The following is a 22,838-nucleotide window of genomic DNA, read 5'->3' on the forward strand; positions in this document are numbered from 1 at the left end:
GCGTCCCATGAGCAACGATGCTGCTGCCGTGCTGAAGGCCGTGGACCCGTACGCGCTGCGACTGCTCCGCGAGGAGCTGGTCTCGATCTCCAGACGGGGCTACGAGCGCGGTCTCGTGGCCGGAGTGAGCGGGAACAACAGCCTCCGGATCCCCGGCACGGACCTGGTGCTCATCAAGACCACGGGGTGTTGCCAGGGGGACATGGACACGGCGGACACCGTCGTGCTGACCATGGACGGAGACGTCCTCGAGCCGGGGAAGGCGCCCTCCAAGGAGTGGCGGTGGCACACCGCCATCTACCGGGTCCGGCCGGACGTCGGTGCGGTGGTCCACCTCCACCCGCCGTACTCGGTGGCCTTCGCCGTCGCCAACCAGGTCCCGAAGATCGTTCACTCGGCCGCCAGAGGCCACGTGAGGCGGATCGAGATGGTCGACCTCCTCCCGGCCGGGTCGCCCGAGCTCGCTGAGGTCATCACGGCCATGTTCTCGGACGGCGACCTCCGGGTGGCCCTCATGCGCGAGCACGGGACGATCTCCGTCGGCCCCGACCTGCGCACCGCCTACTTCAGGACCGAGTACCTGGAGGACAACGCCAAGGTGGCGATCCTGGCGGCGCAGATCGACGCCATCTCGCCCGAGAGGCACATCCGCCTGGCGGAGGACCTCGCACCGTTCGCGGAGGACGCCTGATGACGACCGGGCCGACGATCGCCGTCCTGGCCACGATGGACACCAAGAGCGAGGAGGCGAGATTCCTCACCGAACGCATCACGCGGGAGGGTGGCAAGGCCCTCGTCGTCGACATCGGGCTGGGCGGTGAGAGCTACGACTTCGCGTCCATCACCGCTGCCGAGGTGGCTGCGGTCGTCGGGCGCGACGTCGGCCGGCTGCGCGGGGGCCCCCGGGACGAGGCCATGGCGTCGATGGGGCAAGGGGCGGCCACCTACCTGCGCCGGTGGTACGACGCCGGCATGCTCGACGGCGTCATCGCGGTCGGGGGCAACCAGGGCACCGCCATCGCCTCGATCGCGATGCGGGAGCTCCCGTTCGGCCCGGCCAAGCTCATCGTCTCCACGGTGGCGTCGGGAAACGTCCGCAGCTACGTGATGGACAGCGACATCGCGATGCAGTTCTCGGTGGCCGACCTCCTCGGCGGGCCGAACGTCATCACCACGTCCATCCTGGACAGGTGCGCGGCAGGCATCGTCGCCATGGGCCGAGCAAGCCGGCGCGAGCGGGCCATGGCCCCGGGTGACGTCGTCGCGGTGACGGCCTTCGGCAACACCGAGAAGGCCGTCGTCCGTGCCATCGAGGAGATCCGGGCGAACGGTCTGCACACCGTGCCGTTCCACGCCTCAGGGGCGTGTGGGTCGGCGATGGAGCGGCTCGTCGAGGACCGGCGGATCAACGCGGTGCTCGACCTCACGGTCCACGAGGTGCTGGGTGAGCTGCACCCGGACGACATCTATGCCCCCGTGCGCCCGGGCCGGCTCACCGCGGCGGGGCGAGCGGGAGTACCGCAGGTCGTCGTGCCCGGCGGCCTGGAATACCTCTGCTTCGGCGGGGTGGCGACCATCCCCCCGAGGTATCGCGGTCGGCCGACCCACGTCCACAACCCGTACAACACCAACGTCCGGACCACGGCGGCGGAGCTCGAGGCTGTGGGAGCACTCATTGCCGAGCGCCTCAACGCCGCCACGGGCCCCGTGGCGGTGCTGATACCGCTGCTGGGCTGGTCGCACGTCGGGAGCCCCGGAGGAGTGCTGCACGACCCACAGGCGAACGACGCCCTCGTCCGCACGCTCAGGGCCAGACTCCGCGACGACATCCCCCTGCGCTGCTACGACCTCGCCATCAACGACGAGGAGTTCGCGGTCACCGCGGCGCACACGCTGCTGGACATGATGGCCCGCTCACCGGAAACACTTCACTCCGCCTAGCACTCAACCGAGGTAACCATGACAACGACGTCCACCAACCAGGCAGCCCAGAGCGCCGGCGAGATCCCGGCACGCATGCGCGCCGCCGTGCTGTTCGGACCGCGGGACATGCGCGTGGTCGAGAAGGACGTCCCGATGCCCGGCCCCGACGAGGTCCTCGTCAAGGTCGCGATGTGCGGGATGTGCGGGACCGACCTGAAGATCTACGACGGCCACTTCCCCCAGACGCCCCCGTACGGGGAGTACACCCCCGGGCACGAGTGGACGGGCACCGTGGTGGCCTGCGGGGAGACCGTCGACGAGCTCTCCCCCGGCGACCGGGTGTGCATCGAGGCGCACCACGGCTGCGGCCGGTGCGACAACTGCATCGTCGGGCTGTACACCGCGTGCCTGAACTACGGCAACCGCAGGAAGGGCCACCGGGCGAGCGGGATGACGACCGACGGCGGGTTCGCCGAGTACGCGCTCCACAACGTCGCGTCGCTGTACCGGATGCCGGAGAACGTCTCCTTCAAGGACGCGGTGCTCATCACGACGGCGGGCACGGGCCTCTACGGGCTCGACGCCACCGGCGGGTACATCGCCGGGGACGACGTCGTCGTCTTCGGCCCCGGCCCGGTTGGCCTGATGACGGTGCAGGCGTGCAAGCAGCTCGGCGCCCGACGGGTCGTCCTGGTCGGCACGCGCCCCAGCCGTCTGGAGATGGGGCGCCGGCTGGGAGCGGACCACGTCGTCAACTCGCGCGAGGCCGACCCGGTCGAGACCGTCCGGGGGCTCACCGGCGGCGGCGCCGACCTGGTCATCGAGACCTCCGGGTCCACCGCGACGCCGCAGCAGTGCGTCGAGGTGGTCAGGCGGGGCGGGAAGATCCTGTTCGTCGCGTTCTACCCGGAGCCGGTCACGTTCGACCTCAGCGCGGTCGTCCGCAACGACGTGACCATGTACACCACCCGTGGCGAGGGCGGGAACAACGTCAAGCGGGCCGTCGCGCTCGCGGAGATGGGACGGCTCCGTGGCGAGGAGCTCGTCACCCACGAGTTCCCGCTGGAGGACATCGCCGAGGCGCTGCGGGTCGTCCGGGAGCGCGAGGGGGACCCGCTCAAGGCCGTCATCCGGTTCTGAGCACCGCGTCGTCAGCCGCGCCCCCGCGCGGGCTCGGCGGTCAGCGGGTCCTCCGGCCAGGCATGCCTGGGGTACCGACCGCGCAGCTCGGCGCGGACCTGGGGGTAGCCGGTACGCCAGAACGACTCCAGGTCCGCCGTCACCGCGGCGGGCCGGCGGGCCGGGGAGAGCAGGTGCACCAGGAGGGGCACACGCCCGTCGGCGAGGGCGGGAACCTGCCGCCAGCCGAAGACCTCCTGGATGCGCACGGCCAGCACGGGCTGCTCGCCGCCGTAGTCCACGCGCACCCGGGCGCCGCCGGGCACCTCGACGCGCTCGGGAGCGAGCTGGTCGAGGCGGCCGGCCTCCGGCCAGGGCAGCAGGCGGCGCAGCGACGTGAGCACGTCGATGCGGCTCACCGCGGCCGAGCGCACCCGGGCGAGGTCGGGGCCGAGCCAGGCGTCCAGGCGGGCGAGGAGCGCCTCGTCGGAGACGTCGGGCCACGGCTCGCCCAGCGCGCGGTGGAGGAACGCCAGCCGGCGGCGCAGCCCCCGCGCGCCGTCGGACCACCGCAGGACCTCGAGGCCGTCGCGGGCCAGGCCCTCGCGGACGGCGGCGACCACCAGCTCCGGCGGCGGGTCGGGGATCGGCGCGGCCGACAGCTCGATCGCGCCGAGGAAGGTCGTCCGGCGCGCGACCACGGTGCCGCCGGCCCAGGTGACCTCCGACCGCTCGCCGAGCAGCGCCGGCGCCGCCCAGGCGGCGAGGTCGGCGTCGAGCGGGGCGCCGGCGCGGACGGTCGCGTCGCGCCGCCCGGCGCCGCGGTCCGCGTCGGCCACCGCGAGCCACTCCAGCCCCGCCAGCGCGGACCCGGCGGGCAGGGCGGCCCCGGTGCCCGAGGCCATCAGGTAGGCGCTCCCGCCCGGCCGGCGCCTCGCGATGCGGTGCGGGTTGGCCAGCGCCACCACCGCCCCGACGGCGAGGTCGTCGCTCAGCTCCTCCGACCCTCGCGCGCCGGCCAGCGCGTGGCGCAGCCGCCGCGCCTGCGCCTGCCACGCGGCGGCGCCCGGACCGCCCCGGCGCAGGTCACGCAGTGCCGCCACCAGGTCGCCGCCGGCGGGCCGCACGTCCTCGGACAGCATCGCGACGACGTCCGCGGCGCGGCGGGGCCCCACCAGGTCCGCCGCGTCCAGCAGGGCGCGGGCGAGCCGGGGGTCGGTGCCGATGCCGGCCATGGTCCGTCCGCGCGGCGTGACCGCGCCGCCGCCGTCGACGGCCCCGAGGGCGCGCAGGGTGTCGCGGGCGGCGGCCATCGCGGCGGCGGGCGGCGCGTCGAGCAGCGCGAGGTCGCCGCCGTCCGGGCTGCCCCAGCAGGCGAGCTCGAGGGCGAAGGCGGTCAGGTCGGCCGTCGCGATCTCGGGCAGCGGGTGGTCCCGCAGGCGCGCGTGGTCGGCCTGGGTCCAGCACCGGTAGACGGCGCCGGGCCCCTCGCGGCCGGCCCGCCCGGCGCGCTGGTCGGCGGCGGCGCGACTCACGGAGACGGTGACCAGGCCGGCGAGGCCCCGCCGGTGGTCGGTGCGCGGCTCGCGGGAGAACCCGGCGTCCACCACGACCCGCACGCCCGGGACGGTCAGGGAGGACTCGGCGACCGCGGTGGAGACCACCACCCGCCGTCGCGGCCCGGGCGTCAGCGCCAGGTCCTGCTCGCGGTGCGACAGGCGCCCGTGCAGCGGGCGGACGTCGACATCCTCCGCGCCGAGCCGGCGCGCGACCTGGTTCACCTCCGCCGCGCCGGGCAGGAAGACCAGGACGTCGCCGTCCCGCTCGTGCAACGCCCGGCGCACGGTCGCGGCCACGTGGTCGAGGAAGCCGGGGGTCACGCCGCGTTCGTCGGTGCGGGCGACGCGCCCCGGCGGCGGGCACCACACCTCCTCGACGGGGTGCAGCACCCCGGCGACGTCGACGACCGGAGCCGGCCGACCCGCGGAGAGCAGGGCGGCGGTGCGCTCGGCCTCGACCGTGGCGGACATCGCCACCACCGGGAGGTCCTCGCGCAGGTTGGTCCGGACGTCCACCAGCAGGGCCAGGGCGAGGTCGGCGTCCAGGTGGCGCTCGTGGACCTCGTCGAGGACGACGGCGCCCACGCCGGGGAGCTCGGGGTCGCGCTGCAGCCGGCGCAGCAGCACCCCGGTGGTAACCATCTCGATCCGCGTGGCGGGGCCGGCGCGCCGCTCCCCGCGCACCGCGTACCCGGCCGTCTCCCCCACCGGCTCGCCGAGGAGCTGCGCGAGCCGCCGCGCCGCGGCCCGGGCGGCGAGGCGCCGCGGCTGGGTGACGACCACGGTGCCCTCCGCCCCGGCGGCGAGGGCGGGCGGCACGAGCGTCGTCTTGCCGGTGCCCGGCGGCGCCTGGACGACCGCGACGCCACGGGCGCGGACGGCGCCGGCGAGCTCGGGCAGGGCGCCGCGCACCGGCAGCTCGGGCGGGTGGGCGAGGAGCCTGGAGATCGGGTCGTTCGCCACGGGTCGAGTCTGCCCCACCCGCGGCGCTTCCCGCGCCCGGCCCCGCGCCGGGCGACTCCTCGCCGGGCGCCCCTCTCCCCCGCGCCGGCGCCTTCTGCGCACTAACGTGGCGCCATGAATTCCCTGCTCGACCTGCCCAAGGCGGAGCTGCACCTGCACGTCGAGGGCACGCTCGAGCCGGAGATGGCCTTCGCGCTGGCCGAGCGCAACGGCGTGCAGCTGCCGTTCGCCGGCGTCGAGGACCTGCGGAGCCGCTACGCCTTCACCGACCTGCAGTCCTTCCTGGACCTGTACTACGCGTGCATGTCCGTGCTGCGCACGCGGCAGGACTTCGAGGACCTCGCCACCGCCTACCTCGACCGCGCCCACGCGCAGGGCGTGCGGCACGTGGAGATGTTCGTGGACCCGCAGGTGCACCTGCGGGGCGGCGTCGCCCTCGAGGACGTCCTGGACGGCCTCCTCGCCGCGCTGCGGCGGGCGGGCGACCGGTACGGGATGACCGGCGGCCTCATCCCGTGCTTCCTGCGCGACCTGCCGGCCACGGACGCGATGGACACGCTGGAGCGGCTGGCGCCGCGGGCGGCCGAGCTGCTCGGCGTCGGCCTCGACTCCGCCGAGGTGGGCCACCCGGCGGCACCCTTCGCCGAGGTCTTCGCCAGGGCACGGAGCCTCGGCCTGCACCTCGTCGCGCACGCCGGCGAGGAGGGCCCGCCCGCCTACGTGCGCGAGGCGCTGGACCTGCTCGGGGTGGAACGGGTCGACCACGGCGTCCGCGTGCTCGAGGACCCCGAGCTGGTCGCCCGGCTCCGCGCGGAGCAGGTGCCGCTGACCGTGTGCCCGCTGTCCAACGTGCGCCTGGGCGGCGTCGCGTCGATGGGGCGCCACCCGCTGCCGCGCATGCTCGACGCCGGCCTGCTGGTGACGGTCAACTCCGACGACCCGGCGTACTTCGGCGGGTACGTGGGCGACAACTTCACCGCCCTGCGGGAGACGTTCGGCTTCGACGCCGGCGCGCTGGCGGACCTGGCCGCGAACTCGGTGCGGGCCTCCTTCGCGCCCGAGTCACGCAAGGCGGAGCTCCAGGCGCAGATCGAAGCGTGGCGCGAGGCGGCCGGCTCCTAGCGGCCGAACGTCTCGTAGTACTCCCAGGAGGCGGGCACCGGGAAGGCGCGCACGCGGGTCCCGACCGGGTCGAAGCCGCCGCCGATGAGCGGGCTGAGTCCCATGACGAGCTGCGGAGGCCGGGCGGCTCGGCGCCGCCCGGCCTCCCGCTCCCCCACCCGCACGGGCGTCAGGGCTCGATGGTGACCTTGATGGCCTCCCCCCGCGCCACGATGCCGAGGGCCTCGGGCACGCCGTCGAGGGGCAGCCGGTGGGTGATGAGGTCGGCCACGGGCACCGCGCCCGAGGCGATGAGCTCCAGCGCCTGGCGGTTGTGCGCCGGGCTGGACCCGTTCACCCCGACGATCGTCAGCTCCCGGTAGTGCACCGCGTTGGCGTCGACCGTGATGTTGGGGTTGTCCTTCGGCAGCCCACCGAAGAGGCTCAGCCGGCCCCGTCGCGCCAGCATCTTCAGCCCCTGCTCCTGCGCTCTGCCGGACGCCGCCGCGGTGATGACGACGTCGGCGCCGCGCCCGTCCGTGGCGTCCAGCACCGCCTGGACCGGGTCGACGTCCCCGGAGGCGATGGCGACGTCGGGGTGGACGAGCTCGGCGGCCTCGTTCAGCCGCTCGGCGTTGAGGTCCATGAGGATGACCTTGGACGCGCCGCGCGAGCGGGCCAGCCGCACGTGCAGGCACCCGATCGGCCCCGAGCCCACGACCACGACGGCGTCGCCCTCGCCCACGCGGGCGAGCTCCTGCCCGTTGAGGACGCAGGCGAGCGGCTCGGTCACGGACGCCTCCGCGAACGACAGCCCCTCCGGGATGCGGTTGAGCCCGTCGACCCTGACCACCTCGTTGGGCACGATCATGTACTCGGCGAACCCGCCCGGGAACTGGTACCCCATGGACAGCTGGTTGCGGCAGACCGCCGGGTAGCCGGCCCGGCACTCCCCGCAGGTGCCGTCCGGGATCGCGGCGATCACCTGCACCCGGTCGCCGGCCTTCCAGCCGTCGGCACCCGCGCCCACGTCGACCACCTCCCCGGCGATCTCGTGACCGGTGACCTGCGGCGGGGTCATGTTGGGGTGGCCGTTCTTGTAGATCTTCACGTCGGTGCCGCACATGGAGCAGGCCCTGACGCGGATCTTGACCTCGCCGTCGGCCGCCTGCGGCTCCGGCGCGTCCTCCAGCCGGATGTCCCCGGGGGCGTAGAACTTGGCGACTCTCACTCTTCCTCCTCCTCGTCGTCGGAGAACAGCCGGTAGACCTGCTCGGCCGTGGTGGCGCCGCGCAGGGCCGCGACCCGGTCGGGGTCGACCAGGATGGTGGCGAGGCGCTGCAGGAGCTTGACGTGCCCCTTGCCCTTCGCCGCGATGCCGACGGCGACGGTCACCTGCTGCCCGCCCCAGTCCACCCCGTCGGGGAAGCGCAGCACGCACAGGGCGTCGTTCTTCACGACGTCCTTGGCGGCGAGGGTGCCGTGCGGGATGGCGACGCCCTCCCCCATGTAGGTGGAGACGGACTGCTCGCGCTCGAGCATGGCGTCGACGTAGGACTCCTCCACCGCGCCGATCTCCACCAGGGCCCGGCCGGCCCGGCGGATCGCGTCGTCGCGGTCGGCGGCGTTCTCCTCGAGGCGGATGGCGTCCTCGGCGAGGAGCGCGGTCAGCGGCGCGGTCTGCTCGGTCATCTCAGACCTCGACCGTCTCGCCGTTCTGGATGGCCTTGACGACCTTGGCGATGACCGGGTCGCCCAGGAACATCTGGAAGGGCACGACCGGGATGTTCGGCACCGTGTGCTGGGCGCGCTCCGCGAGCCCGGCCTGGGTGACGACGACGTCCGCGTCGGTGGGGATCTGGGCGACGGGCGAGTGCTCGACCAGGACGCCCTGCTTCTTGAGCTGCTTCTTCAGCGTGGAGGCGAGCATGACGCTCGACCCCATGCCGGCGTCGCAGGCGATGATGAGCTTCTTGACGCTCGAGCCGTCGATGGTGGTCACGGGGAGCTCCTTCGGTCAGTCAGGCGGTGGCGGTGCGGCGGGAGAAGCGCTTGTTGCTCTTGGTCTTCGCCTGCGCCTCCTCGAGCTCCATCTCGGTGGCCTCCTTCCGGCCGAAGCCGAGGAGCACGGCGCCGACGACGAAGGAGACGACCGCCGCGACGAGGATGCCCAGGAGGATCCACACCAGGTCGCCCGGCGGCGAGACGAGGATGTAGGCGAAGATGCTGCCCGGGGATGCCGGGGCACGCAGACCCACGTCGAAGATGGTGAAGACGAGGATGCCCGAGGCCCCGCCGCAGATCGCCGCGAGGACGAGGATCGGCTTCATCAGCACGTAGGGGAAGTAGATCTCGTGGATGCCGCCGAGGAAGTGCACGACCATGGCGGCCGGCACGGTGGGGCGGACGGCCCGCGGGCCGAAGAGCAGCATGGCGGTGAGGACGCCCAGGCCCGGGCCGGGGTTGGACTCGAGCATGAACAGGATGGACTTGCCGGTCTCGGCCGCCTGGTCGGCGCCGAGCGGGGTCAGCACGCCGTGGTTGATGGCGTTGTTGAGGAACAGCACCTTGGCCGGCTCGATGATGATCGACACCAGCGGCAGCAGCCCGGCGGTGACGAGCCAGCCGACGGCGGAGGCGAACACATCGGTCAGCCAGACCACCGCCGGGCCGAGCAGCCACAGGCCCACGAGAGCCATGGCGGCGCCAACGATGCCGGCGGTGAAGTTCTCCACGAGCATCTCGAAGCCGGCCTTGAGGCGGTCCTCGGTGAGGCGGTCGACCTGCTTGAGGACGAACGCCGTGACGGGGCCGATGATCAGGGCGCCCAGGAACTGCGGACTGAGGGCGTCCCAGGTCTCCACGTTGCCGTACGCGATGGGCGAGAGGATCACGCCCATGGTGGCCACGGCCCCGACGACGGCGCCGCGCTGGCCGTGCACGATGCGCCCGCCGGTGTACCCGATCAGGACCGGCAGCAGGAAGATGATGATCGGGCCGACGACCGCGGAGGAGGCGTCGGCGAAGCCGACGGTCTCCCCCTCGCCGATCGAGCCCGTGAGCCGGGCGATCTGGTTGACCCAGCCGTCCGGGATGAACAGGGCGGTGATGAGGCCCCAGGCGATGAAGGCGCCGATGTTCGGCATGATCATGCCGGCCAGGAACGCGCCGCCCCGCTGGATGCGGGCGCGGACGCCGGTTCCGGTTGCTGCGGGTGCGTAGGCAGACATCTCGGGCCTACTCCTTCGTGAGTACGGGATGGGCACGCACGGCCGTCGACGGCGGATCCTCCGCGGCGCGGAGCGGCACCGGCGTCTCCGGCAGGTGGGCGGCGCCCGGGCGGGCGGCGCCGGGAAGGGGTGCCGCGGCGGCACTCCAGGCGGGGACGCCGCGGAGGGCGCCCGGGGATCGAGCACGCCCGCGGGGGCGCGGGCGGGGACGCTCGGGTCTGCCGAGGGGCGGCCGGCCGTTCACGCCAGCACCATCCTCGGTCCGGCGCGCTCGACCTCCGCGGCGAGGTCGGGGTCGAGCGCGTCGTCGGTGATGATCGTGTCCACCACCGCCAGCGACGCGAAGACGGCGAAGTCCTCGCGGCCGAACTTGGTGTGGTCGGCGAGCACCACGGTGCGCCGGGCGGAGCCGATGAGGGCCCGCTTGACGGTGGCCTCGGCCCGGTCCGGCGTCGTCAGCCCCCGCTCGACGCTGATGCCGTTGGTGCCCATGAACGCCACGTCGGCGAAGACGTCCTGCAGCTGCCGGGTGGTCCAGTCGCCCACCGCCGCGAGGGTGCGCGGCCGGACGTACCCGCCGAGCAGGTGCAGGTGGACGTTGCGCCGGGTGGCCAGCATGGCCGCGAGCGGGATGGAGTGCGTGACGACCGTCAGCTCACGGTCGGTGGGAAGCACCTCGGCCAGCCGGGCGGTGGTGGTGCCGGCGTCGATGATGACGGACCCGCCCTCGGGCAGCTCGTCCAGGGCGGCCAGCGCGATGCGGCGCTTCTCGGCGGTGGCACGGCCCTCGCGGTTGGCGACGTCGGGCTCCATGCTCAGCCGCTCCACCGGGATGGCGCCGCCGTGCACCCGGCGGAGCACGCCGCGCCGCTCGAGCGCGGTGAGGTCGCGCCGCACGGTCTCGGGGGTGACGGCGAAGGTCTTGGCGAGCCCGCTCACGTCAACCCGGCCATGCGTGCGGGCCGCCTGAAGGATCTGCTGGTGTCGCTCCGGTGCGTACATGAGGGACCTCTTCGTCCGGGTGTTGCGTTGCGTTGATTCAAGTCCGGTTGTGTTGGAGTGTCAAGAGGTTCGACGACAACTGTCGCCCCGGTCTGGCGAGCCACGTTCCACCCGCGCCAGGCCAAACCCTGGGGCGCGAGACGTCAACTTCTCCCCGAGACGTCAACTGCTCCCCGAAACGTCAGTTGTGCGCGAGGGGTCCCGTCACGCGCGCTCCGCCGGGAGCAGCCGCCCCTCGTCGGGCAGTGACTTCTCGAGGAGAAGTTGACGTCTCGGCGCAGGGGGGCGCGCGCCTACGCCCGGCGCGTCCAGGCCAGCAGGTCGTCCGCCGGCATCGTGTTGACGATGCGTTCCTTCGCGAGCCCCCGCGACTGCGCCCGGGCGCAGCCGTGGTCCAGGAAGTCCAGCTGGCCGGGAGCGTGGGCGTCGGTGTCGATGGAGAAGCGGCAGCCCATGTCGTCGGCAAGCTCGAGGAGCCGGGTCGGCGGGTCGCGGCGCTCGGGCCGGGAGTTGATCTCCACCGCCACGTCGAAGCGGCGGCACGCCTCGAACACCATCTCGGCGTCGAACCGGGACTCCTCCCGCGTGCCGCGCCCGCCGGTGATGAGCCGGCCGGTGCAGTGCCCGAGGACGTCGACCCGCGGGTTCGCGACGGCGCGGGCCATCCGCCCGGTCATCTCCGCGGGCTCCATCCGCAGCTTGGAGTGGACCGAGGCCACGACGACGTCCAGCTCGGCGAGGAGGTCGTCGTCCTGGTCCAGGGTGCCGTCCTCGAGGATGTCGACCTCGATGCCCGTGAGGATCCGGAACGGCGCGAGCTCGGAGTTCAGGCGTGCGACGACGTCGAGCTGTTCGCGCAGACGGTCGGTGCTGAGGCCCCGGGCGACGGTGAGCCGCGGCGAGTGGTCGGTGAGCCCGAGGTAGTCGTGCCCGGCGTCGATCGCGGCGCGCACCATGTCCTCGATCGGGGTGGTGCCGTCGGACCACTCCGAGTGCGCGTGCAGGTCGCCGCGCAGCCACGCCCGGACCTCCTCGCCGCCCTCCACGAGCGGGAACCGCGCCTCGGCCTCGAGCTGCGCGAGGTAGTCCGGGAGCTGCCCGGCCGCGGCCTGCACCGCGACGGCGGCCGTCTTGGGCCCGACGTCGGGCAGCTTGGTCAGCGTCCCGGCGGCGATGCGCTGCTCCAGCTCCCCGTCGGGCAGCTCGGCGAGCCGGCGGGCCGCGCGGCGAAACGCCCGGAAGCGGTGCGGCTCGGCCAGGCCGCGCTCGAGGAGGTACGCCACGCGGTTGAGCGCCGAGACCGGGTCCACGGGGCCGAGGCTAACGGCGCCGCAGGGCCGCCGCCCGGTCAACCGGGCGCGCGCGGTCAGCCGTCCGCGCCTGCCGGCACCCGGCACGTCCAGGCGTGCGGGAGCACCCGCCAGGAGCGGCTCGTGTGGGGCCCGCTGACCTCGCCGTCGGCGTTGATGCGAAAGGCGTTGCGCTCGTCGAGCGCCTCGACGGTCACCTCCCGGCCCCGCACGGCGGTCACGTCGCGGCGGCCCAGGTGCCGTTCGCGTCGCAGGGCGAGCGCGTACCCGGCGCGCGCGAGCGGACCGGTCGCCGTGGAGAGCACCACGTCCGCCAGGCCGTCCGACGGCGAGGCCTCCGGTGTGACCCGGGTGCCGCCACCGATGGAGGAGCCGAGACCCACCGTCACCATCAGGACGCGCTGCGCGCCGTCGTGGAGCACCCTCCCGTCCACGGTCACGCGCAGCCTCCAGCCCGTCGCCGCCACCCCGGCGCGGACGGCGCCGAGCGCGTACCCGGCCGTGCCCAGCAGGCCCTTCACGTCCTCGGCGCGCGCCGTCGCCTCGGCCCCCACACCGGCGTGGACGACGTTGACCACCACGGTCCTGTTGTCACCGCGCAGCAGGTCGAGGGGACGCGCAGGTCCGTCCAGGGCCATGCGCGCGGCGGCGACGGGGTCGAGCGGGATCCGCAGCGCGCGGGCGAGGTCGTTGCCGGTGCCCAGCGGGACGACGGCCACCGGGCCGACCGAGCCGAGCAGGTCCAGCTCGGCCAGGGCCTGCAGGCAGGCGTGGACCGACCCGTCGCCACCGAGGACGGCGACCTCCTTGCCACCCGACCGCGCCAGCGCGGCGCGCAGGTCGAGCGGCCCCTCTGGCACGACCACCTCGACGTCCGCGCCGGTGCGCAGCTCGGCCACCGCGGCGGTGACGGCCTCGTCCTCGGCCGAGCCCGCAGCCGCGTTGGCCAGGACCAGCATGGCGCGTGTCATGGTCCCAGTGTGGCGGCACCCGTCCGGATCGGCGCGCGCTGCTGACCAGGACGCACATCGCGCCGCCTCCCCTCCCGCGCCGCCCCCAGCCTCCGCCCCGACGACGCACCCGCGCGCCTGGACGCCGCCGCGGGGCCCGGTCCACGATGGGGCACACCGCCGGCGTCCCGGCCCGACCACCGGGCCGCCGCCCGTCCGCCGCGGCCGGCCGAAGGAGCGCAACCATGGCCATCTCCCTGCGCGCCGTGGCCCAGGTGGCCGGCGCCGGCGACGTCCGCGAGCGGCTGCGCGTGATCCGGGACGGCCAGGCCGCCCTGCGCGTCGCCACCGTGCACGCGGGGCTGAGCACCGGGGTCCTCGAGGCGCTGCGCACCCGGCGGACCACCGAGGAGCTCGCCGCCGCACTCGGGGCGACCGACCTGCCGCTGCTGGAGTCCTTCCTCCGTGCCCTGGCCGTGAACGGCCTCGTCGTCACCACGCCGTCCGGCCACGTGCTCACCCGCCGGGGCCGGGCCGTCCTCGGCGACGACGTCGTCCGGGCCGGGTACGAGGCCTTCGGCGGCTTCCACACCGACCTGTACCGCGACCTGCCGGCCCAGCTGGCCGGCGGGCCGGGGCGCCGCGACGTCGAGGAGCGCGGCGACGTGATCGCCCGCCTGTCCCGGGCGATGGAACCGCTGGTCAGGGATGCCCTCGCCGCCCAGGTGCGCGCCGTCGCGCCGCGCCGCGTGCTGGACGTCGGCTGCGGGGAGGGCAGCCTGCTCGCCCACATGCTCGCCGTCGCGCCCGGCGCGACCGGGATCGGCGCCGAGCTGGACGACGGCGCCGCCACCCGCGCCGAGGAGCGGCTCGCCGCGCCGGGCCTCGCGAGGCGGGCGACCGTCTTCCGCGGTGACGTCCGCAGGCTCCTGGCCGCGCCAGAGGCGCTGCGAGGGCCCGTGGACCTCGTCCTGCTCGCCAACGTCCTCTACTACGTGCCCCCGGCGGACCGGGCCGAATTCCTGGGGAGCCTGGCCGCGGAGCTCGCGCCCGGCGGGCGCATCGTGATCATCTCGACGATGGCCGAGCCATCGGCGTTCAGCCGGCACTTCGCGCTGCTGCTGCAGGCCCAGGCGGGCCGCATGCAGCTGCCCACGCCCGCCGAGGTCGAGGGCGTGCTCCGGGGCCTCGGCCTCGAGGTCGTCACCAGCCGGCGGGTCGTCCCCGGCGCCCCCCTCCACCTGGTGGCCGCGCGCCGCCCCGCCTGAGCATGCACCGCATCCGGTCGGCGCCGGCGGAGCCCTCGCCTGACTGCACGGGCGCCCTCAGGCGGGCAGGTGCGTACGCGCCGCCATCCGCGGGCCGCGCCGCGGCCGGCGCACGCCGGCCAGCTCCACCAGCCGCTGCACCCGGTAGCGGTGGCCGCGGAACGGCTCGAGCAGCTCGGCGACGGCGTCGTCGTCGAGCAGCTCGCCGCTCAGCGCCCAGCCGATGTCCTTGACGACGTGGTAGTCCCCGAAGCTGACCGCGTCCGGGTCCCCGTGCGCGCGGGCACGCACCTCCGCGCTCGTCCACACGCCGATGCCGGGGACGGACCGCAGGCGGCGGTCGGCCTCGGGGTGCGGGAGGGACAGGGTCCGTTCCAGCGCGGGCGCGAGCCGCGCCGCGCGCGCCACCGTGCCCGAGCGCGCCGGCGAGACGGGCAGGCGCAGCCACTCCCCCGACGGGATGCGCGCCAGGTCCGCCGGTGCGGGCTGGACCCAGAGCCGCAGGTCGGCCCCGGGGCCGGGCGCCCGCTCGCCGAAGCGGTGGACCAGGTGCCGGAAGCCGGCGAAGGCCTCCTGCCCCGTCACCTTCTGCTCGATGACGGCCGGGACGAGGGACTCCATGACCAGCCCGGTGGCGGGCACCCGCCAGTGCGGGTGCAGCGCGTGCAGGCGGGCCACCACCGGGTCCCGCTGGGCGGGGAAGCCGGCGGGGTCGTCGTCGGCGCCGAGCATGCCGGGCACCGCCCCGACCGCCCACTGCGCCCCGGCGCCCCAGGCGGCGAGGAGGACCTCGCCGTCGCGCGGGCGGCTGACGAGGCGCAGGCTCGCGGTGCCCTCCGGCGTGCGGATGCCCCGCCAGACGGCACCGTCGGGCTCCCGGCGGAAGGTGGGGTCGCCGCGCCCGTGGCGGAGCACGCCGAGCACCTGATCGACCGGACAGGGCCACCCCGGCCGCCACGCGCGCTCCAATCCCGGCACCCGCCCAGCGTACGAGGCCCCGCCGACGCCGACGGCCCGGCGAGCCCCCGCCGACGGAAGCCCGCGCCGACGCCGACGGCGGCTGCCACAATCGCCACGTGCTGCTCGCCCAGCTCGTCGAGACCTCCGCCGCGGTGACGGCCACGCGCTCCCGCCTGCAGAAGCGCGCCCTGCTCGCCGCCGCCCTGCGGGCCGCCGACCCGGCCGAGGTCGAGGTCGTCGCCTCCTACCTCTCCGGCCGGCCCCGGCAGCGCCGCACCGGCATCGGGTGGCGCTCGCTCGCCGAGCTGCCGCCGCCCGCCACGACCCCGACGCTCACCCCCGCGGCGGTCGACGAGGCGCTGGATGAGCTGGGCGCCCTGGCGGGCTCCGGCTCGCAGGCGGCGCGGGCCGCGGCCGTGGCGGCGCTGTTCGGCGCCGCCACGGCTCCCGAGCAGCAGTTCCTCGGCGGCCTGGTCCTGGGCGAGCTGCGGCAGGGGGCCCTGGACGCCCTGCTGCTCGACGCGATCGCCGAGGCCGCGGGCGTGCCCCTGGACGCGGTGCGCCGGGCGGCGATGTTCAGCGCGCTGTCCGGGCCCATCGCGCAGGCGGCGCTCACCGGGGGCGTGGAGGCCCTCACCGCGTTCCGGCTGGAGGTCGGGCGGCCGGTGCGCCCGATGCTCGCCGCCGCGGCGCCGGACGTCGCCGCGGCGCTGGAGAAGACCGGCCCCGCGGTGGCCGCGGACGGCAAGATCGACGGCATCCGGGTGCAGGTCCACCGGGCCGGCGACGACGTCGCCGTGTTCACGCGCTCCCTGGACGACATCACCGACCGGGTCCCCGAGGTGGTCGAGGCCGCCCGCGAGCTCGCCGTCGACGCCGTGGTCCTCGACGGGGAGGCCATCGCGCTGGGCCCGGACGGGCGCCCGCGCCCGTTCCAGGAGACCGGATCACGGACGCTGAGCCGCGACGGGGCGGCGCTGCGCGCCGAGGTGCCGCTCACCGTGTACTTCTTCGACCTGCTGCACCTGGACGGCCGCGACCTCATCGACTCCCCCGCCACCGACCGCTTCGCCGCCCTCGCCGAGGTGGTGCCGGAGCGGTCCGTCGTGCCGCGGCGGCTGACCGCCGCGGCGGACGAGGTCCAGGAGTTCTTCGCGGAGATGCTCGCGCGCGGCCACGAGGGCCTGGTACTCAAGAACCTCCAGGCACCCTACGACGCCGGCCGCCGCGGCTCCGCGTGGGTGAAGGTCAAGCCGCGCCACACCCTGGACCTGGTCGTCCTCGCCGTCGAGTGGGGCAGCGGCCGGCGGCAGGGGTGGCTGTCCAACATCCACCTCGGCGCCCGGGACGGCGACGACTTCGTCATGCTCGGCAAGACGTTCAAGGGGATGACCGACGAGATGCTCGCGTGGCAGACGCAGCGGTTCCTCGAGCTCGAGACCGGGCGGCACGGGCACGTGGTGACCCTGCGGCCCGAGCAGGTGGTCGAGGTGGCCTTCGACGGCATCCAGCGCTCGCCGCGGTACCCGGGCGGGATGGCGCTGCGCTTCGCGCGGGTGCTGCGCTACCGCGACGACAAGACGGCGGCCGAGGCCGACACCGTCGACACGGTCCGGGCGCTCACGCAGGGCTGACCGGCGGGTGCCGGATGTCGACGAGCTCGCCCTCCGTGCCGGCGTCGTCCAGCTCGAACACGGTCACGCGGCCCTCGTTCGGGACCACGTAGAGCGTGCGGGCCAGGAGCAGCAGACCGTCACCGAACGTGACGGGGGAGTCCCCGTCGTCGCCCGGGTCCCCGTTGAGGTCGTCGGGATCGGTGAGCTCCGTCTCGGTGGCCAACCCGTCACGCTCGACCCTGGAACAGCTTGCCCTGGTTCGACTGCGCGACGAGCAGGGCGTCGCGGTCGGGCGTCCGCTCGATGCCGTTGCGTTGATCCCGGTCGCTCACGATCACCTGCCGTTCCGGCCCACAGGCCGGCCGAGCCCGTGCGAACGGCGTCCACCGCAGGCGCCATGTCGCCCGCCGACAGCCCCCTGAACTGGGGGCACGCCGGGGTCGTGCGGCCCACGGCGGACGCGCCCACGCGCTCAGCCGCCGCCCACCAGCTCCTCGACGCCGCCCACGACCGGGACCTCCGTGTCCGGACGCGCGCCGTCCCGCACCGGCCGCTCCCCCAGCGGCGCCGCCAGCCGCACCGTCCCGTACATGCGCACGTCATGCCGGGCGCAGGCAAAGCCCCACCGGGTGCCGTGCCGGGCGACGGTGAAGGCCGAGACGACGACGGCGTCGTCGTCCTCGTCGACCTCGAGGTGGTGCGGGTCGCCGCACCCGGGCGCCCCGCCGACGTACCGGACGACGAGATCGTGGCCAGCGACGGCCACGGCCTCGACGGGGGCCGAGCGGACGCGGTCGAAGCCGACCAGCACCGCGTAGATCCCCACCCCCACCAGGACGAGCACGATCCCCGCCACGAGCCACAGCGTCATGGCGCGCACGCGGTCCCGCGCCGCCGCGGGGAGGTCAGCCATGGCAGCAGCCTGGCCGGCCCGGCGCGGGGGCGCCAACGTCCGCGCGGCTCAGGCCGTCGCGGGGCGCCCGCCGAGGTAGAGGTCGCTGAGCTTCGGGTCGGCGAGCAGCTCGCGGGCCGGTCCGGTGGCGAAGACCCGGCCGAGATCTAGCACGCAACCGATGTCGGCCATCTCCAGCGCCCGGCGCGCGTTCTGCTCGACGAGCAGCACCGCGACCCCGGCGTCGCGCATGCGGGCGACCTGCTCGAACACAGTCGTCGTGCGCTTGGGGTCCAGCCCCATCGACGGCTCGTCGAGCAGCACGACGTCGGGGGTCACCATCAGCGCCCGGGCGAACTCCACCTGCTTCTGCTGCCCGCCCGACAGCAGTCCCGCCACTGTCGACCACTTCTCCGCGACCACCGGGAACACGCTCCTCACGAACTCAGCCCGCTCGGCGAGCGAGGACTGGTCGCGGACGGTGTACCCGCCGAGCATGACGTTCTCCTCGACCGTCATCTCCGGGAAGACGCTGTGCCCCTGCAGCACGTGGGAGAGGCCCTCGCGCAGCAGCGCCTGGGGGCCCCGGCCGGTGACGTCCTCCCCTCCGAGCAGGATGGCCCCGGCCCGCGGCTTGAGCAGGCCGCTGGCCACCTTCAGGACGGTGGACTTGCCGGCCCCGTTCGGCCCGACCAGGCAGACCACGGTGCCGCGGGGCACGCTGACCGACAGCCCGCGCAGCACCAGGGCGGCCTTGCCGTACCCGGCCTCGACGTCGCGCAGCTCGAGGATCACGTCAGACGCCAAGGTAGGCCTCCAGCACTCGGGGGTCGGACTGGATCACGTCCGGGGTGCCGGTCGCGATGGGGGTGCCCCGGTCGAACACGACGATGTGGTCGCACAGCCTCATGATTAGGTCCATGTTGTGCTCGACGATGAGGAAGGTCTTGCCCTCCTCGTTGAGCTCGCGGATGAGGACGGCGATGCGTTCGATCAACGAGGGGTTCACCCCGCCGGCGGGCTCGTCCAGCATGACGAACGGCGGGTCGGGCATGAGGGTCGAGCCGAGCTCGAGGAGCTTCTGCTGGCCGTAGGAGATGTCGCGGGCCTCGGAGCTCTCGAGGTGCTCGATGCCTACCCGCGCGAGCATCTCCCGCGCCCGCTGCACCGTCTGCGGCGACCTGCTCCCGCCGAGGTACTCCCCCAGCGAGTGCGGCTGGACGGCGACCAGCATGTTCTCGAGCACGGTCATGCGCGGGAAGGTGCGGCACAGCTGGAAGCTGCGTCCCAGCCCGGCGCGGGCGATCCGGTGGGGCGCCCACCGGGTCACGTCCTGGCCGTGCAGGTAGACCTTCCCGGAGTCCGGCCGGATCATGCCGGTCACGCAGTTGAAGAACGTGGTCTTGCCCGAGCCGTTGGGCCCGATCAGGCCGTTGATCTTGCCGTCGAGGAACGTCACGGTGGCGCCGTCGACGGCGCGGACTCCGCCGAAGGACTTCGTCAGGCCCTCGGTACGGAGCACGGTGGTGGTGGGGGCGCTCTCGCGCGTCTCCTCGGCCACGCTCATCGGCGGGACTCCTTCCGGTCTCGCTGGGCGCGGCGGTCCTGCTGGGCCCGGAGCTCCTCGGCCGACAGCTCGCGGATCGAGATGGCCTGGGGCCGGAACCTGTTGAGCAGCTGCTGGGCACCGGTGAGGACACCGTCGGGCAGGAACATGACCACCGCGGCGAGCAGCAGGCCCGTGGCGACGAGGTGGAACTGCGTCTCGCCGTAGTTCAGGACGAAGTACTCCAGCGCCACCCCGACCACGACCGCGCCGATGAGCGGGCCGAACAGGAACCGGGTACCGCCGAGGAGCGCCATGAGCACGATCTGGGAGCTGAGGACGACGTCGAACTGGAAGATCGGGTCCAGGTCGCCGAACCACAGCCCGTACAGCCCGCCGGCCAGGGCGACCAGCACCGCGGACACGACGAACCCGACCAGCTTCAGCGAGCCGGTGGGGATGCCGAGCGACTCGGCCTTGTCCTCGTCCTCGCGCACGGCCTTCAGCCCCGCCCCGAAGCGTGACCGGTCGATCAGCGCCCACGTCAGCAGGGTGAGCGCGAGCAGGCCGAGGAAGATGAAGTAGAAGACCTGATGGTGCTGCGGGCGCAGCAGGTCGGGGAACGGCCGCGGCACCACGAGCCCGTCCGAGCCGCCCGTGACGGTGTGCCAGCTCTGGAACACCAGCTGCAGCACGAGCACCAGGGCGATCGTCACGATGACGAACGAGGCGCCCCGCACGCGCAGGGCCGCGAAGCCGACGGGCAGGGCGAGGAGCGCGGTGCCGGCCGCGGCGACGACCAGCGCGACGAAGCTGGGCAGCCCGGCGTCGATGACGAGCAGCGCCGTGCCATAGGCGCCGAGCCCGAAGAAGGCGGTGTGACCGAGCGAGATGTAGCCGGTGAAGCCGCCCATGACGTTCCACCCGGTCGCGAAGACCGCGTAGTTCAGGACGACGATGCCGGCACTGAGCATGTAGGGGTTGGGCGCGAGGAACGGCCAGACCGCCAGCACCGCCACGACGACGGCGATGGTGATCGCGTCGCGGCGCCGGCTGGTGCCGCCGCCGCCCATGGCGAGCGACCGGCGGGTGCGCGGGCGGGTCTCAGAAACGCTGGGCAAGGCGACCTCCGAAGAATCCCTCGGGCCTGACCATCAGGGTGGCGAACAGAGCCAGGTAGAAGATGGTCTGCGCCCAGGTGGGCCCGACCGGGATCTCGAGCAGCACCCGCAGGACGCCGAGCAGCAGGGCCGCGATGGCTGCACCAGGGATGCTCCCCAGCCCGCCGACCACGATGATCGCCATCAGCGGGCCGATCCAGTGCCAGTGCAACGAGGGGTAGATCGTCGCCTGGAGCGACAGCGCGGCGCCGCCCACAGCGGCCGTGGCGAGCCCCAGGCCGAACCCGAAGCCGGCCGTCCGGCCGGTGTCTATCCCGACCAGCTGCGCGGCCTCGCGGTGCTGGATGGTCGCGCGCAGGGCGCGGCCGAACCGCGTCTTCTTCAGGATCAGGTACAGGCTCGCCAGGCTCACCGCGGCGAGGGCGAAGGAGATGATCTGCACCACCGGGATCTGAGCGCCGAGGAACTCCACGCTCGAGGCACCGTAGGGCAGGTTGATCCGCCGCTGCGTGCCCGTGAACGCCAGACCCAGCAGCCCCTCGATGACCAGGGCGATCGCGAAGGTGAGGAGCACCGACATCATCGTCATGGTGGCCGGCCGGAGCCTGGACAGCAGGATGCGCTGCATGAGGTACCCGATGGCGAAGAACAGCGGCACCGTGCCGATGAGCGACAGCATCGGGTCCAGGTCGGTGAGCGTCGCGAACCGCCAGGCGACGTAGGCCGAGAGGATGATGAAGGCCGAGTGGGCCAGCATCACCACGCGCATGATCCCGAAGTACAGGGTCAGCCCCGCTGCCAGGAGGGCGTAGAGCCCTCCCAGCAGGACGCCGAGGATCAGGCTCTGGAAGAGCAGAGTCCCCGAGACCACGGACTCACCACTCCGGCTTGGGGTGGACGAGCTCGGCCTCGGCGACGTCCTCGGGCAGCACGATCGTGATCTCGCCGTTGATGTACTGCTGGATCAGGTGGGCGCCGTTGGGCCGGCCCGCCTCGTCCCAGCCGAGGGTACCGACGACGGTGTCGACCTCGTTCTCGTGGAGCCAGTCGATGAGCTGCTGCTGGCAGTCGCCCTGCTCGGCGCACCCGACGGCCTCGACCGCGGCGGCCACGACCTGGCCGGTGGTGTAGGCGTTGGCCTCGTCCTCGCCCGGGGGCGTGCCGTGCAGCTCGATGTTGGCGGCGACGAACTCCTCGTTGGTGGGGTACGGCGCGTCCACCGCGTAGCCGGTCGGGGAGATGATGCCGTCGACGGCGCCGCCGATGGCCTCGACGAACTCGGGGTTGGTCGGCGCCGTCGTGAAGGCCGCCATGCGCGGCTGGTAGTTCAGCTGCCGCAGCGCCAGGATCAGGTTCACGGCGTCCTGGTACTGGGTGCCGCCGATCATGATGTCGGCGTTTGCGTCGGCGATCTGTGCGGCGACGGCGCTGAAGTCAGTCGCGTTGGGCGGGTAGACCTCGTCGACGACGATCTCCACGCCGAGCTCGGCGAGCCCGTCGCGCAGGCCGTACGCCGTGCCCTGCGCAAAGGGGTCGTCCATGGCGGCGACGGCGGCCGTCTTCGGGCGCTGGTCCTCGGGCATGGCCGCGATGTGCTCGACCAGGTAGTCGTAGTGGTCGGGCGCGATGGCGGGCGCCGCGTAGAAGATGTTCTCGAAGCCGCTCTCGAACACCTCGGCGGCCGCGGCCGCCGGCTCGACGAACAGCATCCCGTACTCGGAGGCCACGCGGGACGCGGGTACGACGAGCCGGGTGGAGAACGGCCCGAACAGCAGGTCGACCTGGTCCTGGGCGATCAGCGACTCGTAGTCCGAGACCACGCGGCCCGCGTCGGAGGCGTCGTCGAGGATCTTCAGCTCCACCGGGCGCCCGAGGAGCCCACCGCCGTCGTTGACGACCTTCGCCCACGTCTCGTACCCGCGCTGCACGCCCTTGCCGGGCTCCGCGAAGTCGCCGGTGAGCGGCAGCGAGACGCCGATGACGATCGGGTCCTCCTCGCCTCCGCCACCGTTCCCGCCGGCGTCACCGCCGTCGCCTGCGCCGCCACCGCAGGCGGCCAGCGTGAGGGCCGAGCCTGTGGCCAGGGCGACGATCCTGGTCAACGTCCTTGTCGACATCCGAGCCTCCTCGTTCAGAAGGGGCGCTGCGAAAGCGCTTTCCGCAGCGTAGGGGCATGGCGCCTCGGCACACAAGGGGTAACGAGGACCAACGTCGTGCGCGCCGGGATAGCGCTTACTGCTAGGTTCTGCCTACAGTCCGGCGCGTAGCCCGAAGGGAC

22 protein-coding genes are annotated in these 22,838 nt (G+C 73.9%); 6 read left to right on the forward strand and 16 right to left on the reverse strand.

The window, feature by feature from the left end:
• Nucleotides 1-7 precede the first annotated feature (7 nt).
• Genes ACF0H8_RS14030 through ACF0H8_RS14040 form a run of 3 tightly spaced genes read left to right on the forward strand, consistent with a single transcriptional unit; the run spans nt 8 to nt 3,063 of the window.
• Nucleotides 8-691 (forward strand): class II aldolase/adducin family protein, encoded by a 684-nt coding sequence (locus ACF0H8_RS14030; protein ID WP_395289516.1) that lies wholly within the window; start codon nt 8-10, stop codon nt 689-691.
• Nucleotides 691-1,941, forward strand: coding sequence for a Tm-1-like ATP-binding domain-containing protein (locus ACF0H8_RS14035; RefSeq protein WP_395289517.1), 1,251 nt, complete (start codon nt 691-693; stop codon nt 1,939-1,941). Before ACF0H8_RS14030 ends, ACF0H8_RS14035 begins: the two co-directional genes overlap by 1 nt.
• Nucleotides 1,942-1,959: 18 nt before the next feature.
• Nucleotides 1,960-3,063 carry a zinc-binding dehydrogenase gene (locus ACF0H8_RS14040; protein ID WP_395289518.1) on the forward strand — a complete coding sequence of 368 codons (1,104 nt, stop codon included), beginning with the start codon at nt 1,960-1,962 and terminating at the stop codon, nt 3,061-3,063.
• A gap of 11 nt (nt 3,064-3,074) precedes the next feature.
• On the opposite strand, the gene hrpB is transcribed toward ACF0H8_RS14040, so the two are convergent.
• A complete protein-coding gene (gene hrpB / locus ACF0H8_RS14045) occupies nt 3,075-5,564 on the reverse strand; it encodes an ATP-dependent helicase HrpB (RefSeq protein ID WP_395289519.1) in 2,490 nt (829 codons plus the stop codon).
• 114 nt (nt 5,565-5,678) lie between these two features.
• On the opposite strand from hrpB, the gene ACF0H8_RS14050 reads away from it, so the two are divergent.
• Entirely contained in the window at nt 5,679-6,686 is a 1,008-nt protein-coding gene (locus tag ACF0H8_RS14050; protein ID WP_395289520.1) for an adenosine deaminase, read from the forward strand.
• A 169-nt stretch (nt 6,687-6,855) separates the two neighbouring features.
• Here the strand turns inward: ACF0H8_RS14050 and ACF0H8_RS14055 are convergent, their stop codons facing one another.
• From ACF0H8_RS14055 to ACF0H8_RS14085, 7 genes are all read right to left on the reverse strand, one after another.
• Complete coding sequence (locus ACF0H8_RS14055) at nt 6,856-7,896, reverse strand: zinc-dependent dehydrogenase (RefSeq protein ID WP_395289521.1); 1,041 nt, start codon at nt 7,894-7,896, stop codon at nt 6,856-6,858.
• Nucleotides 7,893-8,357 carry a PTS sugar transporter subunit IIA gene (locus ACF0H8_RS14060; protein WP_395289522.1) on the reverse strand — a complete coding sequence of 155 codons (465 nt, stop codon included), beginning with the start codon at nt 8,355-8,357 and terminating at the stop codon, nt 7,893-7,895. The genes ACF0H8_RS14055 and ACF0H8_RS14060 overlap by 4 nt, the downstream gene beginning before the upstream one ends.
• Nucleotide 8,358: 1 nt before the next feature.
• On the reverse strand, nt 8,359-8,667 hold the full coding sequence (locus tag ACF0H8_RS14065) for a PTS lactose transporter subunit IIB (RefSeq protein WP_395289523.1): 309 nt from the start codon (nt 8,665-8,667) through the stop codon (nt 8,359-8,361).
• Nucleotides 8,668-8,686: 19 nt separating this feature from the next.
• Nucleotides 8,687-9,895, reverse strand: a complete 1,209-nt coding sequence (locus ACF0H8_RS14070; protein ID WP_395289524.1) for a PTS transporter subunit EIIC — start codon at nt 9,893-9,895, stop codon at nt 8,687-8,689.
• A gap of 240 nt (nt 9,896-10,135) precedes the next feature.
• Nucleotides 10,136-10,897, reverse strand: a complete 762-nt coding sequence (locus tag ACF0H8_RS14075; RefSeq protein WP_395289525.1) for a DeoR/GlpR family DNA-binding transcription regulator — start codon at nt 10,895-10,897, stop codon at nt 10,136-10,138.
• A gap of 293 nt (nt 10,898-11,190) precedes the next feature.
• Nucleotides 11,191-12,207: a PHP domain-containing protein gene (locus ACF0H8_RS14080; protein WP_395289526.1), complete on the reverse strand. Its 1,017-nt coding sequence runs from the start codon at nt 12,205-12,207 to the stop codon at nt 11,191-11,193.
• Nucleotides 12,208-12,263: 56 nt separating this feature from the next.
• Nucleotides 12,264-13,178, reverse strand: a complete 915-nt coding sequence (locus tag ACF0H8_RS14085) for a diacylglycerol/lipid kinase family protein (protein ID WP_395289527.1) — start codon at nt 13,176-13,178, stop codon at nt 12,264-12,266.
• 224 nt (nt 13,179-13,402) lie between these two features.
• On the opposite strand from ACF0H8_RS14085, the gene ACF0H8_RS14090 reads away from it, so the two are divergent.
• On the forward strand, nt 13,403-14,425 hold the full coding sequence (locus ACF0H8_RS14090) for an SAM-dependent methyltransferase (RefSeq protein WP_395289528.1): 1,023 nt from the start codon (nt 13,403-13,405) through the stop codon (nt 14,423-14,425).
• Nucleotides 14,426-14,482: 57 nt separating this feature from the next.
• Here the strand turns inward: ACF0H8_RS14090 and ACF0H8_RS14095 are convergent, their stop codons facing one another.
• Nucleotides 14,483-15,340, reverse strand: coding sequence for a DNA-3-methyladenine glycosylase family protein (locus ACF0H8_RS14095; protein WP_395289529.1), 858 nt, complete (start codon nt 15,338-15,340; stop codon nt 14,483-14,485).
• A 161-nt stretch (nt 15,341-15,501) separates the two neighbouring features.
• Between ACF0H8_RS14095 and ACF0H8_RS14100 the strand changes: the two genes are divergently transcribed.
• A complete protein-coding gene (locus ACF0H8_RS14100; protein WP_395289530.1) occupies nt 15,502-17,019 on the forward strand; it encodes an ATP-dependent DNA ligase in 1,518 nt (505 codons plus the stop codon).
• On the opposite strand, the gene ACF0H8_RS14105 is transcribed toward ACF0H8_RS14100, so the two are convergent.
• The 7 genes from ACF0H8_RS14105 to ACF0H8_RS14135 all read right to left on the reverse strand — a co-directional run bounded on the left by ACF0H8_RS14105 (nt 17,006) and on the right by ACF0H8_RS14135 (nt 22,677).
• Complete coding sequence (locus tag ACF0H8_RS14105) at nt 17,006-17,224, reverse strand: hypothetical protein (protein WP_395289531.1); 219 nt, start codon at nt 17,222-17,224, stop codon at nt 17,006-17,008. The two genes, ACF0H8_RS14100 and ACF0H8_RS14105, sit on opposite strands and share 14 nt — an antisense overlap.
• Nucleotides 17,225-17,473: 249 nt before the next feature.
• Nucleotides 17,474-17,914: a hypothetical protein gene (locus tag ACF0H8_RS14110; protein ID WP_395289532.1), complete on the reverse strand. Its 441-nt coding sequence runs from the start codon at nt 17,912-17,914 to the stop codon at nt 17,474-17,476.
• A gap of 48 nt (nt 17,915-17,962) precedes the next feature.
• Entirely contained in the window at nt 17,963-18,700 is a 738-nt protein-coding gene (locus ACF0H8_RS14115; protein WP_395289533.1) for an ABC transporter ATP-binding protein, read from the reverse strand.
• Nucleotides 18,690-19,460 (reverse strand): ABC transporter ATP-binding protein, encoded by a 771-nt coding sequence (locus ACF0H8_RS14120; protein ID WP_395289534.1) that lies wholly within the window; start codon nt 19,458-19,460, stop codon nt 18,690-18,692. Before ACF0H8_RS14120 ends, ACF0H8_RS14115 begins: the two co-directional genes overlap by 11 nt.
• Nucleotides 19,457-20,560 (reverse strand): branched-chain amino acid ABC transporter permease, encoded by a 1,104-nt coding sequence (locus tag ACF0H8_RS14125; RefSeq protein WP_395289535.1) that lies wholly within the window; start codon nt 20,558-20,560, stop codon nt 19,457-19,459. The genes ACF0H8_RS14120 and ACF0H8_RS14125 overlap by 4 nt, the downstream gene beginning before the upstream one ends.
• Nucleotides 20,544-21,431 (reverse strand): branched-chain amino acid ABC transporter permease, encoded by an 888-nt coding sequence (locus ACF0H8_RS14130; RefSeq protein ID WP_395289536.1) that lies wholly within the window; start codon nt 21,429-21,431, stop codon nt 20,544-20,546. The genes ACF0H8_RS14125 and ACF0H8_RS14130 overlap by 17 nt, the downstream gene beginning before the upstream one ends.
• 4 nt (nt 21,432-21,435) lie before the next feature.
• Nucleotides 21,436-22,677: an amino acid ABC transporter substrate-binding protein gene (locus ACF0H8_RS14135; RefSeq protein WP_395289537.1), complete on the reverse strand. Its 1,242-nt coding sequence runs from the start codon at nt 22,675-22,677 to the stop codon at nt 21,436-21,438.
• Between the last annotated feature and the right edge of the window lie 161 nt (nt 22,678-22,838).

This window comes from Georgenia sp. AZ-5 (genome assembly GCF_043952095.1).
Taxonomy (GTDB): Bacteria; Actinomycetota; Actinomycetes; order Actinomycetales; family Actinomycetaceae; genus Georgenia.